Below are 15,717 nucleotides of genomic sequence, written 5' to 3'. Positions count from 1 at the left end.
GCACGCTTTGCGCTCAAGGCCTTACCGCTGGGGCCATCAAACCTCTGGGCAACCGCATCGTTAGGCAAATGGAAAGCAAGACAGCACCAGCTGGAGAGAGCTAACCGTCAGTTTACTCAGGCCAGCTAGAAATCCGCGTTCAGCCTCGACCAGTTGCCAGTTTGGATTGCGACAGACAAACGATGACCGCGGCACTCTCAAAAGACAAGCCAGGAGATCATCGGCTTGCGCTGCACTACACGGCGTTCGTCGCGATCTACGTCATGTATGGATACCAGGTCTGCCCGTTCCTGGACGACCTTAGCCTGGGCGAGATTTCCGCCCCGGCGATAGTGGCGGTCGCCCTGCATTGGCTAGCGCAAGGCGTCGCAAAACGTTTCGAGGCCAGGACCGCCATCACCTCCCGCGTCGAACGCCTGTTTATGTGGGATTGGGGACTGTTTGTTCTTCTGGGCACCGCTGTTGCGATCTTCAATTCCATCGCTTTCGGCTATCCCATCGGCAGCGGCGGCAAAGTTCTTGTCGGGTTTGCAGTCTTGGGGCTGTACATATCGCTCGACATGGCTCTGCGGCGCGACCTTGGAATCGCATGCCAACTCAGGGCGCAGGGAATGGATTTCCCCTTGGCAGATCAATTCCTTCCCTACCAAACAAAGTTTATGCTCTTTTCGGCCCTCAATGTCGTTGTGATGGCCGTCATCGGGGTGCTGGTCGCTCTGAAGGACCTCGTCTGGGTTCGAAGCAGCGGACTCGACGTCTCCAGTATCCAGCTTTTGGTGCTCTTGGACACCGCTGTCGTCGTCGGCATTCTCGGCAGCTACATCATGATCGTCGTCAAGCAATATTCGCGTAAGATTGCATTCTCCTTATCGGAGGAAACATCAGCGCTTACGGCAGTTGAGAGCGGTGACCTGTCTTCACGGGTTGCGATCACCTCAAACGACGAATTCGGGCGACTGGCCTACCTGACCAACACAATGATTGCCCGGCTTGGTCAGTCCATCACCGAAGTTGAAAGAAACAAGTCCGCCATTATCCAAGCCCTCGTTGCACTGGCGGCAAAACGCGACAGCGAGACGGGGCATCACCTTATTCGCACTCAGATGTACGTCAGAATGCTCGCGGAGCACCTGTCGCAGACCACAAGCCGCGGGTCAGACCTGTCACCAGACGCTTTAGACCGGATCGTGAAAGCTGCTCCACTCCACGATATTGGCAAGGTCGGTGTGCCCGACGCGATACTTCAGAAACCCGGTCGCTTGGATGCTGCTGAGTTTGATGTGATGAAAACCCATACGTCGATTGGCGCGGACGCGCTTCGCCAAGCCAATCACACCCTTGGAGGCTCTGCCTTCCTTGCGACCGCGATTGAAATCGCGGAGCATCATCATGAGCGATGGGATGGCCTTGGGTATCCAGCGGGACTCGCAGGAGAGAACATTCCTTTAAGCGCACGGATTATGGCGGTGGCCGACGTCTACGATGCGGTTAGAAGCCCAAGGGTCTACAAGACTGGGCGTTCGCACGAGGAAGCCGCTGCAGTCATCGGGGACGGAGCAGGCAATCACTTCGATCCGGCAGTGGCCGCAGCATTTGTGGCTGTTCAAACCGAGATCGAGCGAATTGCGGCCGATCTTGGCGACGACGGCAAAGACCTCGAGCCTTACGCGCAGCGAGTGGCCGCCTAAGCCAACCCGAAAGGGATCCGACCCCGCGGGCTCTCGCGTGTCGTACTGCCAGCGACTGAGGACGGCTCAAGCTTTTGACCCTTGCCTGCGTTCCTATGGACGGGCCTAGAACGCCTGAACAACTGCTTGCGGTGAACGCACGACCCAAGACGCTCAAACGGGCGATTGTTTCGGATTGAGCCAAGAGCAAGGTAAGGGGCTGGGCTAAAACAAGCGAAACGTTTATTGGCTCATCGAACGGCCCCGTAGCTCAGCTGGATAGAGCGGCGGATTCCTAATCCGGAGGTCGCGCGTTCGAATCGCGCCGGGGTCACCATGCCAACTGCATGAACGGACAATGAAGCGCAATTAGGGGGCGCCAGGTTTTTCGACCCCCCGTAACACTTGATTGATGCGTAGAGAGTACAGGTGACCAACGCGTATCAAGGCGGCAGCTTGGTCGGTCGGCCCGGTTTGAATTCGTTCACAGCGAAAAGACTGAAGAGGTCAGCGCATTGTCACGTGCTCGATTCGTACGACTTAACCGGCACGTTCATTTCGCTGTTCGAACAGGACAAACAGATCGACGTCTTCGCGCTGTGTCAGCGACACATATGTAAATGTCATGGTCTCACGCTCACCAACCATCGATGCCGGATAGGGCAAGTATACCAATTCGCGAGACCCGAAGGCGGGTGAGGCCGTTCCGAGCTGCCATTTCGCTTCAACGGTTGCGTCAACGAGATGCATTTTTAACCCGTCGGCGCCCGTTCGGCTCGTCGGAATTCCCGCGAGTTCCAAGAACGCCGGCTTATCGTCTGCATTTCGGAAGCCGTCTATAAAGGAGGCAGCCAACGCGTTTAGCCGATCCTGCCGCTCCTTTTTTGAATCGACATGAACATGCGAGTGCATGTGATCGTGGCTGTGATTGTGTCCCGGTGTGTGCGCGTGATCATGATCATGCAGATGCGCATGGATATGGTCTTTGTTCACGGCTTCAGCTCCCAGCCTTGCGAGCCGACATCAGGCCCGTGCGGAATGGTGACCGGCTTGTCTATAATGGATTTGTGCGAACCCATTTTGCCATGGCTAACCAACGTTCCGAGGACATCGACAATCACGCGCGTAGCCAGAAGTGCTGTGATGTCAGAGGTATCGTAAGGCGGCGAAACCTCGACAACCTCAAGCCCGCAAATGCCTTCTTTTGCAACCAGCGAGACCAGCTCCAGGGCTTCTCGCGGTAAGAACCCGCCGGGCTCTGGCCATCCGGTGCCCGGGACGAAGCCGCAGTCCACGCTGTCTATATCGAAGGAAATATAAACCGCGTCGGCATCCTTCCAGGCAAGCTCCAGCGCACGCGCCGCGGTCTCGGCGAGACCCATCTCCTCAATGTCGCGCATCGTGAAAATATTGGTGTTGCGCTTGCGGGCTTCCTCAACGCCTTCGCGCGGCACCTGCCAGCCGCCAATGCCAACCTGCACCAGGTTCACTGCCGGTACGTTCGCAAGATCTGTGGCATGAAACCATGGAGTGGTATGCATACGCTCGTCGAGATCCTTCTCCTGGATGTCGATGTGCCGATCAAAGTGGACGATGCCTATACGCTTGGACGTGCATTGCGCGATGCCGCGCACGCAGGGAAAGCCGATGGAATGATCGCCACCGATCATGATCGGCAGGGCACCGGAGGAGGTCACATGGCTGACGGCGCGAGAAATCTGATCGAAAGTCTTTTCGATGTTGGCGGGAATGGTGAAGACGTCTCCGACATCGCAAAGGGTCATTTGCTCGCGAAGATCGATGCCCATTTCATAGTTATACGGTGTGTACAGCGCGGAAATCTTACGAACGCCTTGTGGTCCGAAGCGCGTTCCGGGGCGGTAGGTTGTGCCACCGTCGAACGGGATGCCGATAATCGCCGCATCATAGGCGCCAACCTTCGTCGCATCTTCGATGTAGGGCGCTTTCAGGAAGGTGTTGATTCCCGCATAATGAGGAAGCTCGCCGCGAGCAAACGTGGGTATCGATTTATCGTCGAGACTGTCCGATCCGGTAAGCCCCATGCGCAGTGCCCAAGCCCGCTCTTGCTGCCAAGCAGCGGAAGGCAGTTCGCCCTCTTTCTCGGCAGCCTTCCAACCGCGCATGTTGAGCTTGTCAAAATCCGGATGGTGGTAAAGTTCATGCTCCGATTGCTCGGCAAGGCCCGCTTGGCGCCGTATCCGCTCGGGTCGAAGGTCATTGGGCAGGCGCATGGTTGCCTCCATGTTCGGGACGTTTGGAAATCAAGTGCCCGTCATCAAGCAACGCATGTTTGGCATCACTTTCCAAAGGCAGGTCGTAGGTTATCGTCGCACCGTAACGCTCGGGCTGGTGCGGATCGTGTCGGGTCTTGTCGAAAACAAGCAGACGAGTGCCGAGCTTGAAGGCCTCCTGAATGTCATGAGTCACCATGAAAACCGTCATCTTGCGCTCTGTCCAAAGCTCAAGAAGCAGCTCGTGCATATCAAGACGGATGCCCGGGTCGAGCGCGCCGAATGGCTCGTCAAGGAGCAGTACATCAGGCTTCTTTAGGAGGGCCTGGGCAATCGCCAGCCGCTGTTGCATGCCGCCGGATAGCTGCGCTGGGTAGCGTTTGCGGGCGGCTTCAAGGCCAATTTTCCGGAGCGTTTCGGTGACTTTTTCGCGCGCGAGCGTGCGAGCGCTTCCAAAACGCCTTGCCGCGGGCCCGCCCCCGTCAAACTCATCAGCCAAGATCAGATTGTCTTCTACGCTGAGGTGCGGGAACACGGAGTACTTTTGGAAGACGATCCCGCGATCCGGTGTCGGCTCCCGGGGCAGCGGCGCGTCGTTTAGAAGGATCTGCCCACCCGATGGGTGTTCCTGCGAGAGCAACATGCGCAAGAAGGTTGACTTTCCGCAGCCCGAAGCGCCGACAATGGTGCAGAACGAGCCCTCAGCGATATCGAGGTTGATCCGCTCCAGAACGATCGTATCACCATAGGACTTGGTGAGATTGCGAACCTTGATCTTTGGCAGGGCGCTCACAGGCTTTCACCTTGCAAATGCGCCCAACGGAACGTCCGTTTCGAAAGGGCCAACAAAAGCTGGTCGATGACATAGGCCAAAAGCGTTATCCAGGCGACGTAGGGCAGGATCACGTCCATCGCGAGAAAGCGCCGTACCAAGAAGATTCGGTAGCCAAGACCGGATGTCGACGCGATCGCTTCAGCGGAAATCAGGAATATCCATCCGGGCACAAGACCAAGCCGAAGCGCGGTGATAAGCTTGGGAAGAACCTGCGGTAGCACCAGGCGTACCATCATCTGCCACGTCGTTGCGCCCAGCGTTTGGGCCTTGATGACCAGCTCTTTGGGTATGTCCATAACGGCTTGCGCGATGGATCGGGTCATGACGGGCGCGGTTCCAAGCGCAACCAGCAGTATCTTTGACGCCTCACCAAGCCCGACCATGAGGAAGAGAATTGGCAGGATGGTAATCGGTGGGATGAGTGATATCGCGGCGATATAGGGTGAAAGCGCTGCGCGAATGTGCGGCAGGAAGCCGATCAGCATCCCGATGACGAGCGCAAAGATGGTGGCGAGACCGATCCCAAAACCCAGGCGCACCAAGCTGTCGAACGTATCGACCCAAAGCAGCAGATCTCCGGTTCGGCGATCCGGTTCCGTGGCCATACGCCAGAACGTTGCCCCCATCTGCTCGAGTGATGGCAGAAGCTTATCGGCGGGGTTTTCCAGCCGTCGATAGTGGCTTGCCACCGCATAAGCGACGATGGTTGCCGCAAAGGGGATCGCAGCAAGGGCAAGACCGGTGGCCCGGCTGGGAAAGCGGTTGATCAGGCGCATGGTGTAGGCGTGACGGACGCCGCAGCGCCCGTCAAACCCTACAAAGTGCCGTCAATGGCGGAGCTCACAGTGCGCCATCGGCCGCCATCTGCATGAACGTCGTGTCAAACCGCAGTTTCACATTGTTTTCGTCCCCGTAAATCGAGCCATCAGGAAAGCTGACGCCTACAAATTCAGGTGATGGTGCACCCTCGCCCAAAATCCCTTTATCAAAAAGAAACTCTGCCACGAACTGCATGGTCGTCGGCAGCTCAGGTGCACTGGTGAACGCCACTGCATCGGCTGGATCGTAAAACATCGTCGTCGTATCGAGCTGGGCTTGATAACCGGCGAGATCGGTCCCCGACGCAGAGGCAAGCGCCTCCAGCACTTCAGTATCGCCAGCTTCCATCAGCCCCATAACTTCGTACCACGCACCCACGAGCGCTTTGCCGAAGTCGGGGTTGGCGGCCAGTGTCTCGGTGTTGACCATCATGATGTCGATGATCTCGCCTGGAATGTCGGAGCTATCGAAAACCTTGGTGGAGCCCGGTGTCGCCTCGATCTGTGAAAGGAGAGGGTTCCAGGTAACAACCGATGTGACGTCGTCAGTCGCGTAGGCGGCGATCATGTCCGCGTCGGAGGTGTTGACGACCGTCAGATCACGTTCGGAGAGGCCAACCCCGTCGAGCGCGCGTGCCAAAAGGTAGTGGGAAACCGACAGCTCGACCAGATTGACATCCTGGCCGGCAAGAGCCTCAACGCTGTCGCCATCCTTGAGGACAATACCGTCATTTCCGTTGGAGAAGTCTCCGACGATCAGCGCTGTGGTGTCGACGCCGCCACCGGCGGGAATGGACAAAGCGTCCATATTGGTCATCGAGCAACCATCATATTGCCCGGCAGTATACTGGTTGATTGACTCGACATAGTCGTTGATTTGAACGATCTCGACATCGATACCGTACTTCTCCGCCCACTTGTCCATGATACCGGAGTCTTCGAGGTACCCCCAGGGCATCCAGCCAACATAGATTGACCAGCATACGCTGAAGCTGGTCCGCTCCTGCGCACTGGCCGGAGCGCCAGCCCCGCTCGTCATAAGAGCCGCGGAACCAACCAAGGCGGCGGCCGCTAGTGTTTTTGATGTCCTGATCATTGAAGTCTCGCTTCTCTGCTCGCTCGTTTCGGCTTGTGTGTTGCCGCACATGAATGAGTTTTGAGCACGCTGACCGGGAGGAGGCTTGCGCGCGCAAACCTGTGCAGATGTCTCCCGGGATTTTGCCCCGCCGTGTACCTGACTATCTTGGTCAGGTGACATCTCTCGGACCAGCGCTTTCTCTTCACTGAGAAAACCGGAACCCTAGATGTCCGCTGCACGACTGTGAGTTAGCAAGCCGTGTGCCAGCGCTATCGGCCTGAAGGAAACAGGCCAGGGTGGCGCCATCTCCGACCGGCGACCGGGACTGCAGGACCCCAAGAATTAGGCGATATGCCGAAAAATTCAGCAACTTTCGTCGACAGGTGCGACGATCGATCGGTATTCCGTCCCTAAGCGCCCTCATCGCTGACTTGGTTTGACGCCTTTCAACACGGCGCGGTTTGCATTGGCACCGCCTTTTGACAGACCGCTCACAAAGCAACCACCAAGCACTTACAAACCGCGCGCGGAAGACGCCCATAAGGAAGGTCCATCCGATTGCTGCAATGAAACAGCGTCTTGCGACCGGTGACCAGTCAGAGACCTGCCGCTTGCCGCGGCAGAATCGCCCATTCTTTCCTCACGCTTATTGCTTGCGCAGAAGCCTGCATTGAAGCTTATATAAAACACTCGGGAAAAACCTTACATGAGAGTGGGATGGCGACGCGGCCTGCAATTCGGTTCTTGCTGAACGATGAGGTTGTCGAGCGCGATGATGTTCGCCCCGGCGAGACCCTTTTGGACTTGGTGCGCCTGCAACGTTCAATGACCGGCACCAAAGAAGGGTGCAATGAGGGTGACTGCGGCGCCTGCACGGTACTCGTCGGCAGGCTGATAGCGGGCACGCTCACCTACCAGAGCCTCAATGCCTGCATCCGGTTTGTCGGCTCGCTCGATAGCTGTCACGTCGTGACGATTGAACACTTGGCACGCGGTGGGCGGTTGCATCCCGTCCAACAAGCCATGGTCGACCATCATGGATCCCAATGCGGTTTTTGCACGCCAGGAATCGTGATGAGCCTCTACGCACTTTGGATGGAAGAGCCGCGTCCCACGACAGCGCAGATCGAAACGGCGCTGCAAGGCAACCTGTGTCGCTGCACGGGCTATGAGCCGATCATCAAGGCAGCAAAAGCGATTTCTGATTATGACACGCCGGCAAACGACATTCTCATGAAGGAGCGTGATCGCGTCACGCAACTCCTGTCGGATTGGCAAGACGACACTCTGGTTGAGGTTGTATCGGATGCGCCAAATGGTGAGGAGCGATTGTTTGTTCCAAAAACACCGGCACAGCTATCGACGCTGCTAGCGTCGTTCCCGGGAACGACGATTGTTGCAGGAGCAACCGACGTCGGCCTTTGGGTCAACAAGGACTACCGCTCGATCAGCCCAGCTGCGTTCATCGGGAACATTGATGCGCTGCAAACCATCAAAGTGTCAGACACCGAAATCACACTTGGAGCGGGGGTTAGTTATTCGGCCTTCATACCTGTGTTGCAAGAGCACCTGCCCCACCTTGATGAGTTATGGTGGAGGATCGGTGGTCCGCAGGTCCGCAATATGGGGACGATCGGCGGCAACATTGCAAACGGCTCACCGATAGGAGACAGCCCGCCTGCATTCATAGCACTCGGGGCCACGGTGGTGTTGCGCTCGACCGAGGGTGTTCGGCATCTTCCACTCGAGGACTTTTTCATCAGCTACGGCAAGCAAGACCGTCGCCCGGGAGAATATGTCGAGGCGGTACGCATACCCAGGCCAGAAAGCAGCTCGCTGAACGCTGCCTATAAAATCTCCAAGCGCCGCGACGAAGATATTTCGGCACTGTGCGGTGCGTTTCATGTGCGACTTGATGGTCAAACCATTTCCGCATGCCGGATCGCTTTTGGCGGAATGGCAGGTACGCCCAAACGTGCAAAGGCAGTCGAAGCTGCCCTGACCGGCAAGCAATGGTCTTGTCAGACCATCGACGCTGCAAGGCCCCTCTTCGCGGAAGACTACCAACCGCTGAGCGATTGGCGCGGGACGTCGGACTATAGGCTTTTGAGCGCGCAGAACCTCTTGACCCGCTTTTATCTGGAACACGCTGATACGGATCAGCCGGTTCGCCTCAAACGACGCCTTTCGGACGCGACGGAGGTAGCGGCTTGAACAAGCAATTCACCCAACCACCGACGGTTTCCAAAGCTGTCAAGCACATTGATGCTGGGATTGAGCCCGGACCCTCAATCAAGGGTGGGGTGCATCAAAGCACCAAACATGACTCCGGTCCGAAGCACGTCACAGGCGAGGCTGTCTATTGTGACGACATCTCGCTGCCCGTCGGCGCACTCCATGCTTATCTGGGGCTCTCCACAATCGCTTGCGGTTCGATTGAAACCATGGACCTGTCGTCGGTGAGGAGCGCTCCAGGCGTCGTCGGTGTCCTGACCGCGCAGGATATGCCCGCGTCGAACGACATTTCCCCAACGCACCTACACGATGAGCCTGTGCTCGCAGAGCGCGAAGTCGCTTTCTTCGGCCAGCCGATTTTCGCGGTTATCGCGGCCAGCCGGGACGCCGCGCGCGCAGCTGCACAGAAGGCCAAGATCACCTACAGCGAAAAGCCCTTCGCAAGGACCATTGAGGAGGCGCGCGCGCTAGACCTGGGCCTTGTAACCAAACCGCTGACACTCAAACGCGGTGATGCCTTCGGCGCGCTCAAGGATGCGAAAAACCGCCTGCAAGGTCGCTACGAGATCGGTGGCCAGGACCATATGTATCTCGAAGGCCACATCGCGCTCGCCGTCCCCGGTGAAGACGATGATATGACGGTCACGTCCTCAACCCAGCATCCCAGTGAAGTTCAACATATGGTCGCCCATGTACTGGGCGTCCCATCGGCGGCGGTTACCGTCAATGTGCGCCGGATGGGTGGCGGGTTTGGCGGCAAAGAGACCCAGTCGAACCAATACGCGGCCCTTGCTGCAGTTGCCGCCCGCAAGCATCGGCGCGCCGTCAAGATACGCCCCGATCGCGACGACGACATGATCACAACGGGAAAGCGGCACGACTTCGTCGTTGATTACGATGTTGGTTATGATGATACCGGTCAGATCACAGCCGTGGAGGCCACTTTCGCAGCGCGATGCGGCTTCTCAGCCGATCTTTCGGGCCCGGTTACCGATCGCGCGCTGTTTCACGCCGATAACTGCTACCACTACCCAAACGTCCTGTTGCAGTCTCAGCCGCTGAAGACCAACACGGTCTCCAACACCGCGTTCAGGGGGTTTGGCGGTCCGCAGGGCTTGATCGTCGCCGAGCGCATTGTAGAGGAAATCGCCTATAAGCTGGGACTTGATCCGCTCGAAGTCCGGCGGCGCAATTTCTATGACGCCGAGGGCACCGATACCGGTCGCCGCGTCACGCCGTACCACCAGACGGTCACAGATAATATCATCCATCGGATCGTCGATGAGCTTGAAGAGCGCTCGGATTATCAGGCGCGCCGCAAGTCCATCCATGCGTTCAACGCGGAAAGCCCGATCATCAAGAAGGGCATCGCGTTGACGCCAGTCAAGTTCGGTATCTCGTTCACCGCAACCTGGTACAATCAGGCTGGTGCCCTTGTTCACGTCTATCGGGATGGGTCGGTCCATCTCAACCATGGCGGCACCGAAATGGGCCAAGGACTGAACACCAAGGTCGCGCAAGTTGTCGCTGATGTTTTCCAGATCGATCTCGACCATGTGAAAATCACAGCGACGACTACCGACAAGGTACCCAACACATCGGCGACGGCCGCATCGTCTGGCTCCGATCTCAACGGGATGGCTGCCGACAACGCTGCCAATCAGATTAAAGATCGCCTGATCGAATTTGCCTGCGAGGAGTTTCAGGTCGACCGGAATCAGGTCGCGTTTGAACCGAATGCAGTCCGCGTCGGCAATCAGCAAATACCGTTTCCAGAGCTCATCGACAGGGCCTATCTCAAGCGCATCCATCTGTCGGCTGCAGGTTTCTACAAAACGCCAGAAATTCACTGGGACAGGGAGAAGGGTAAGGGCCGCCCGTTTTACTACTTCGCTTACGGCGCCGCGGTATCGGAAGTCTCAATCGATACCCTCACAGGTGAATATCATGTCGATCGAACGGACCTCCTGCATGATGTGGGTAAGTCTCTCAATCCGGCCATCGATGTCGGCCAGGTTGAGGGTGCATTTGTCCAGGGGATGGGCTGGCTTACCACTGAGGAGCTTTGGTGGGACAACAAGGGCCAACTGCGCACCCACGCGCCATCCACCTACAAAATTCCGCTCGCGTCCGATCGCCCCGCAGTCTTCAGGACGCACCTTGTGGATTGGTCGGTCAATCGCGAGAAAACCATCCGGCGCTCAAAGGCCGTCGGCGAGCCACCCTTCATGCTCGCGGCGAGCGTCGTGGAAGCGCTATCGATGGCCGTCGCTTCTGTTGGTAACTATGCGGTTTGCCCAAGGCTTGACACACCCTGCACCCCTGAGCGCATCCTGATGGCTGTCGAAAGGATGAAGGCACTCGCCTAGCGGGCTCAACCGCGATCCAACCTACAGCCAGTTCGAGGCACGATGCTCGATCTAACTCACTCCGGCGACTTGCGCTCATTGGCCGGACGTCAGCCCTCCATCCTGATCACGGTCAGCGAGGCGAAGGGCTCGGCGCCCCGCATCAAGGGTACGCAGATGGTCGTTACCGCCAACCAGGCGATTGGTACGATTGGTGGTGGCCAACTTGAGTTTATGGCGATTGAGGCCGCGCGGGAGATGCTAGCAGCTGGGCAGAGCCAACGGGCCATGTCTGTCCCTCTAGGCCCTGCCATTGGGCAGTGCTGCGGCGGGCATGTCGGCATTGAGTTGGCTCAGATGACACCCTCTATGCTCACGGCTTTGATTGCTCAATTGGATGCCGAGCGACAGGCACAGCCACACCTGATGATTTTCGGAGCGGGCCACGTCGGACGCGCCCTCGCACGGGCCGCGCTACCGCTGCCGTTCGAGACCAAATTGATCGACACGCGTGAAGACGAGATTGCACTGGCAGATCCGGATGTAGAAAGCCATCTGACCGCAATACCCGAGACTTTTGTGGCGACGGCAAAGCCCGGCAGCGCGATCGTTATCATGACGCATGACCACGCACTCGACTTCCTGATCGCTCAGGTCGCCCTGGCCCGTCAGGATTTGAGCTATGTGGGAATGATCGGTTCCAAGACCAAGCGCGCAACGTTCGCGTCTTGGCTTGAGAACGAGACGGGTACGCGCGAGCGACTTTCCGCACTGACCATGCCAATCGGGGCGTCCAAGCTCCGTGACAAACGTCCCGCCATCATCGCAGCGATGGTTGCAGCAGAAATAACAGAGCGTGCTGGGCGCTGGCAGATGAGCGCCTCGCCTGCACATGCAGGACAACCATCACGATGAGCCTGCTGCTGCGGGCGCGAACGCTTACGTTCGACACAGTTCCGCAAACGGGAGATGATACGGGCGCGTTAACCTACGAAAGCGACGGCGCCATCTTTATTGCAGATGGGCGCATTGCAGCCAGCGGCTCGTTCGAGAGTGTTCGCGCAGAAGCTCCCAAAGCTCGCATTGTGGACCATCGCCCGCACTTGCTGCTGCCCGGCTTCATTGACCCGCACATCCACTACCCGCAGATGCAGGTTATCGGCTCGTATGCGGGTAGCCTGCTCGAATGGCTGAACCGCTACACCTTTGTCGAAGAGCAACGCTTTGCCGACCCCGATCACGCTCGGCGCATTGCCGACCTGTTTCTCGACGAACTGATACGAAACGGTACGACAACTGCGCTGAGTTTCTGCACGGTTCACCCGGGATCGGCCGACGCGCTTTTTGAAGCCGCGGACAAGCGGGGCATGGCGATGGCAGGTGGGAAAGTGATGATGGATCGCGAGGCTCCGACGGGGCTGACCGATAACGCTCAGCAAAGCCATGATGAAACAGACGCGCTGATCAACCGCTGGCACAAGCGTGGGCGCGCGACCTATGCGATCACCCCGCGGTTTGCGCTTACGTCGACCGAGGCGCAGTTGGAGGCCGCTGGCGCCCTCGCCAGTGCACACCCTGATTGCTTGATCCAGTCTCACCTTTCGGAGAGCGTGGGAGAAATCGAACGCGTCCGCCAGCTGTTTCCGAGTGATCGCGACTACACATCGGTGTACCACCGGTTTGGCTTGCTGACACCCCGATCGCTGTATGGCCATTGTCTCCATCTCGACGATAGGGAAATGGGGTTGATGGCAGAAACCGGCGCCATCGCCGTCCCTTGCCCGACCTCAAACCTCTTCATTGGCTCCGGCCTGTTCCGGCACAAAGAAGCTTTAGCTGCTGGGGTACGCGTTGCGTACGCCACCGATGTGGGCGGAGGTACCAGCTATTCGATGCTTACAACCATGGACGAAGCCTACAAGGTCGCGCAGCTTCGTGGAAATCGCATGCACCCGTTCACAAGCTTCGCAACCATCACACTTGGCAACGCACAAGCGCTAAGCATGGACCATGAAATTGGAACGCTGAAACCCGGCAGCGCCGCAGATTTGGTTATCCTCGATAGTGCAGCAACGCCTGCATCTGCAATCAAGAAAGAGCGGATCGAAAGCCTTGCCGAGGAACTCTTTCTTTTGCAGACGATCGGTGATGACCGATCCGTGGTCGAGACCTATGTTGCAGGACATCCACTAAAGAGCGACCTCCCGATGTCCGCATGAAGCGCGCGGCGGAAAAACTTGAACAGGTTGAGATCAAGAGCCGCGCCCAGTTGCGGCAATGGTTCGAGACGAACCACAGTCAGCCGGAAAGCATCTGGCTCGTCACCTACAAAAAAGCGGTTGCCAAGTGGTATGTTGACTATGACTCGGTTGTCGAAGAATGCCTGTGTTATGGGTGGGTGGACTCGCTGACGCGGAAAAAAGACGATCGGCGCTCCATGCTGCTACTGGCACCGCGTAAGGTAACGTCAGCTTGGTCGGGCACCAACAAACGGCGCGTCGAGAGACTTCTGTCTGCGGGGCTTATGCAGCCCGCAGGACTTGCGAAGATCGATGCTGCCAAAGCGAACGGGAAGTGGACGTTCCTGGACGACGTCGAAGCGCTAATTTTACCACCCGATCTCGTCGAGGCGCTAGCCCGCTATCCAAATGCTGCAAGGCATTGGGGGGCCTTCCCGCGATCACCAAAGCGGGGCATTCTTGAATGGATCAAGCAGGCCAAGAAACCTGAAACACGTGCAAAGCGCATCGAGGAAACGGCAAGGCTGGCGCAAGACAACACCCGCGCCAACCAGTTCCGTTAAATATCAACCCTTCGCCGCAGCAACACCGCGGTCGAGGAAGAACTCTCCAGGCAATGCCCCCACACGTTCAATCATTGAGGCCTTAAGCTCGTCAGCCGAACCCGTTTCAGCCAACGCTGCCTCCCAATGATCGAGATAGGTTCGCATAAAGGCGAACCCGCTCGCATCGTTCACTGTGGTCTCGGTCCTGTGGCCGGGAATGACGGTTCCTGCGCCAAGGCCCTCAAGGGCTGTCAGGCTCTCGCGCCATTTGGCGATACGATCCGGGGTGGTATTCTCAGCGGTCCACACGTGTGTGTCATGGTAAACCAAGTCAGCCGCCACCAGGGTGTCCAATTGCGGTAAGTGGACTGGTGTTAGAACATCCGTATCGCCGTGCATCGGACCCACGATATCGAACCGTTCCCCTTCGAGCATCAAATGATCACCCTCCAGTGCCTCTGGAATGATCACACTATCGGCGATCATGCCCTCCGGAAAAGCACCTGCGGAGCCCGCACGCATCGCTTCGGCCGCTCCCGCGAGAGATGGTTGGATGGACGCATGCGCTACAACGCGGGCATCGGGGAAGCGCTGTTTTATGACCGGCAGACCAAGATGATGATCCGGATGGTAGTGCGTGATGAAGACCGTTTCGAGTTCCTTACCCGTCGCCGCCAGAACGTCCGCAAGCCGCTCCGCGTTGGGTACCGTGAACTGAGCGTCAATCAGAAGCAGCTTCTCCTCACCCGCCACAACCGTTGAGTCGACCAGACCGCCGAAAGGATCAGCGGTGAAAACGTCGGCGGAAGCATGGCCGGCGGCAAAACTCGATACTGGCCCTGCCAACGCAGTGACCGCAGTGCCCACCGTCAACTCCATGAAAGTCCGTCTATTGAGAATAAACATCGATCACATCTCCAAAAAGCTCAAACTGAGACTTGGTTTTTCCAAGGCACCAAGTTACTAATAGGAACTTTTTGCCTCTGAGAAGGAGGCACATTTTTGTAACCGCCAAAAAGTTGTCCGATGAACGAGCGCATCGATGAGAAGCACCCCTTCTACAATCCCGACATCTGCCCGGTTCGGGATGTCATGGACCATCTCGGTGGCAAATGGCCGATCCTGATTGTAACCGGGCTGGAGGCGCGCACGCTCCGGTTCTCTGAACTGAAGCGCAACATCCCGGATGTATCTCAGCGCATGCTCACCAAAACGCTGCGCGAGCTGGAGCGCGATGGGCTGGTTGACCGCAAAGTCACACCCTCAGTTCCGCCTCGCGTAGACTACAGCCTAACCAAGCGTGGTCGCTCCCTGCTTGAAACGCTGAGGCCAATCGCGGAGTGGGCGCTTGATAACCGACTGGATATAGCCCGCTCGCGTGCCCTGTTCGATGAGGCTGCAGCTAACCGGTCCGCATGATCTGTATGGGTTTTGTTGGAAGCCGCCTGATCAAGCCCTTGGCCTCGAGATCCAGCTGAACCGTTTTTTGCCACCAGCCCACGGTTGCACCGCTGGGAAACAGGGTCTCTGGCAATTTTGGCTTCAGCGCAACGATTGCGTCTTTCACAACCATGCCGGGCTCATGATAGGGCAAGACATCAAGGAGCGCGGTCAGGATGGCATGATATTTGGCGGCATCGACCCGAGCAGTTCGCCCCGGGACGTTGATGTTTTCTACGGTGAGCTTGTCAGGCATGCT

Annotated in this window: 14 protein-coding genes, 1 tRNA gene and 1 riboswitch; of the genes, 8 read left to right on the top strand and 7 right to left on the bottom strand. The window is 57.7% G+C overall.

The window, feature by feature from the left end:
* Positions 1–182 precede the first annotated feature (182 nt).
* Positions 183–1,688 carry an HD domain-containing phosphohydrolase gene (locus AAF739_09580; protein ID MEM6382912.1) on the top strand — a complete coding sequence of 502 codons (1,506 nt, stop codon included), beginning with the start codon at positions 183–185 and terminating at the stop codon, positions 1,686–1,688.
* 239 nt (positions 1,689–1,927) lie between these two features.
* Positions 1,928–2,004: transfer RNA gene (locus tag AAF739_09575), tRNA-Arg, on the top strand.
* 203 nt (positions 2,005–2,207) lie between these two features.
* Here AAF739_09575 and AAF739_09570 read toward each other — a convergent pair.
* From AAF739_09570 to AAF739_09550, 5 genes are all read right to left on the bottom strand, one after another.
* A complete protein-coding gene (locus AAF739_09570) occupies positions 2,208–2,660 on the bottom strand; it encodes a hypothetical protein (protein ID MEM6382911.1) in 453 nt (150 codons plus the stop codon).
* Positions 2,657–3,919: an agmatinase family protein gene (locus AAF739_09565; GenBank protein MEM6382910.1), complete on the bottom strand. Its 1,263-nt coding sequence runs from the start codon at positions 3,917–3,919 to the stop codon at positions 2,657–2,659. Before AAF739_09565 ends, AAF739_09570 begins: the two co-directional genes overlap by 4 nt.
* Complete coding sequence (locus tag AAF739_09560) at positions 3,903–4,703, bottom strand: ABC transporter ATP-binding protein (GenBank protein MEM6382909.1); 801 nt, start codon at positions 4,701–4,703, stop codon at positions 3,903–3,905. Before AAF739_09560 ends, AAF739_09565 begins: the two co-directional genes overlap by 17 nt.
* Positions 4,704–4,708: 5 nt before the next feature.
* Positions 4,709–5,530, bottom strand: coding sequence for an ABC transporter permease (locus tag AAF739_09555; protein ID MEM6382908.1), 822 nt, complete (start codon positions 5,528–5,530; stop codon positions 4,709–4,711).
* A 64-nt stretch (positions 5,531–5,594) separates the two neighbouring features.
* Complete coding sequence (locus tag AAF739_09550) at positions 5,595–6,668, bottom strand: putative urea ABC transporter substrate-binding protein (protein MEM6382907.1); 1,074 nt, start codon at positions 6,666–6,668, stop codon at positions 5,595–5,597.
* Between the two features lie 109 nt (positions 6,669–6,777).
* A riboswitch (guanidine-I (ykkC/yxkD leader) is annotated at positions 6,778–6,887 on the bottom strand.
* A 480-nt stretch (positions 6,888–7,367) separates the two neighbouring features.
* Between AAF739_09550 and xdhA the strand changes: the two genes are divergently transcribed.
* Genes xdhA through AAF739_09525 form a run of 5 tightly spaced genes read left to right on the top strand, consistent with a single transcriptional unit; the run spans position 7,368 to position 14,036 of the window.
* Entirely contained in the window at positions 7,368–8,864 is a 1,497-nt protein-coding gene (gene xdhA / locus AAF739_09545) for a xanthine dehydrogenase small subunit (GenBank protein MEM6382906.1), read from the top strand.
* A gap of 59 nt (positions 8,865–8,923) precedes the next feature.
* Positions 8,924–11,254, top strand: coding sequence for a xanthine dehydrogenase molybdopterin binding subunit (gene xdhB, locus AAF739_09540; GenBank protein MEM6382905.1), 2,331 nt, complete (start codon positions 8,924–8,926; stop codon positions 11,252–11,254).
* Between the two features lie 42 nt (positions 11,255–11,296).
* Positions 11,297–12,148, top strand: a complete 852-nt coding sequence (gene xdhC, locus AAF739_09535) for a xanthine dehydrogenase accessory protein XdhC (GenBank protein ID MEM6382904.1) — start codon at positions 11,297–11,299, stop codon at positions 12,146–12,148.
* Positions 12,145–13,452, top strand: coding sequence for a guanine deaminase (guaD, locus tag AAF739_09530; protein MEM6382903.1), 1,308 nt, complete (start codon positions 12,145–12,147; stop codon positions 13,450–13,452). Before xdhC ends, guaD begins: the two co-directional genes overlap by 4 nt.
* Entirely contained in the window at positions 13,449–14,036 is a 588-nt protein-coding gene (locus AAF739_09525) for a YdeI/OmpD-associated family protein (protein ID MEM6382902.1), read from the top strand. Before guaD ends, AAF739_09525 begins: the two co-directional genes overlap by 4 nt.
* Positions 14,037–14,039: 3 nt before the next feature.
* On the opposite strand, the gene AAF739_09520 is transcribed toward AAF739_09525, so the two are convergent.
* Positions 14,040–14,924 (bottom strand): MBL fold metallo-hydrolase, encoded by an 885-nt coding sequence (locus AAF739_09520; GenBank protein ID MEM6382901.1) that lies wholly within the window; start codon positions 14,922–14,924, stop codon positions 14,040–14,042.
* A 120-nt stretch (positions 14,925–15,044) separates the two neighbouring features.
* Here AAF739_09520 and AAF739_09515 point away from each other — a divergent pair, with 120 nt between their 5' ends.
* Complete coding sequence (locus AAF739_09515; GenBank protein ID MEM6382900.1) at positions 15,045–15,437, top strand: helix-turn-helix domain-containing protein; 393 nt, start codon at positions 15,045–15,047, stop codon at positions 15,435–15,437.
* Here the strand turns inward: AAF739_09515 and AAF739_09510 are convergent.
* Complete coding sequence (locus AAF739_09510; protein ID MEM6382899.1) at positions 15,421–15,714, bottom strand: hypothetical protein; 294 nt, start codon at positions 15,712–15,714, stop codon at positions 15,421–15,423. The two genes, AAF739_09515 and AAF739_09510, sit on opposite strands and share 17 nt — an antisense overlap.
* Positions 15,715–15,717 lie beyond the last annotated feature (3 nt).

The organism is Pseudomonadota bacterium, from assembly GCA_039024915.1.
In the GTDB taxonomy this organism is placed as follows: Bacteria; Pseudomonadota; Alphaproteobacteria; order Rhizobiales; family MH13; genus MH13.
This window is presented reverse-complemented; position numbering and strand designations above follow the sequence as displayed.

Bases quoted from the DNA above. Each gene is read 5' to 3' on its own strand.
- AAF739_09580 (MEM6382912.1), top strand. From the start codon at position 183: ATGACCGCGGCACTCTCAAAAGACAAGCCAGGAGATCATCGGCTTGCG.
- AAF739_09565 (MEM6382910.1), bottom strand. From the start codon at position 3,919: ATGCGCCTGCCCAATGACCTTCGACCCGAGCGGATACGGCGCCAAGCG.
- AAF739_09555 (MEM6382908.1), bottom strand. From the start codon at position 5,530: ATGCGCCTGATCAACCGCTTTCCCAGCCGGGCCACCGGTCTTGCCCTT.
- AAF739_09550 (MEM6382907.1), bottom strand. From the start codon at position 6,668: ATGATCAGGACATCAAAAACACTAGCGGCCGCCGCCTTGGTTGGTTCC.
- xdhA (MEM6382906.1), top strand. From the start codon at position 7,368: ATGGCGACGCGGCCTGCAATTCGGTTCTTGCTGAACGATGAGGTTGTC.
- xdhC (MEM6382904.1), top strand. From the start codon at position 11,297: ATGCTCGATCTAACTCACTCCGGCGACTTGCGCTCATTGGCCGGACGT.
- guaD (MEM6382903.1), top strand. From the start codon at position 12,145: ATGAGCCTGCTGCTGCGGGCGCGAACGCTTACGTTCGACACAGTTCCG.
- AAF739_09525 (MEM6382902.1), top strand. From the start codon at position 13,449: ATGAAGCGCGCGGCGGAAAAACTTGAACAGGTTGAGATCAAGAGCCGC.
- AAF739_09520 (MEM6382901.1), bottom strand. From the start codon at position 14,924: ATGTTTATTCTCAATAGACGGACTTTCATGGAGTTGACGGTGGGCACT.
- AAF739_09515 (MEM6382900.1), top strand. From the start codon at position 15,045: ATGAACGAGCGCATCGATGAGAAGCACCCCTTCTACAATCCCGACATC.
- AAF739_09510 (MEM6382899.1), bottom strand. From the start codon at position 15,714: ATGCCTGACAAGCTCACCGTAGAAAACATCAACGTCCCGGGGCGAACT.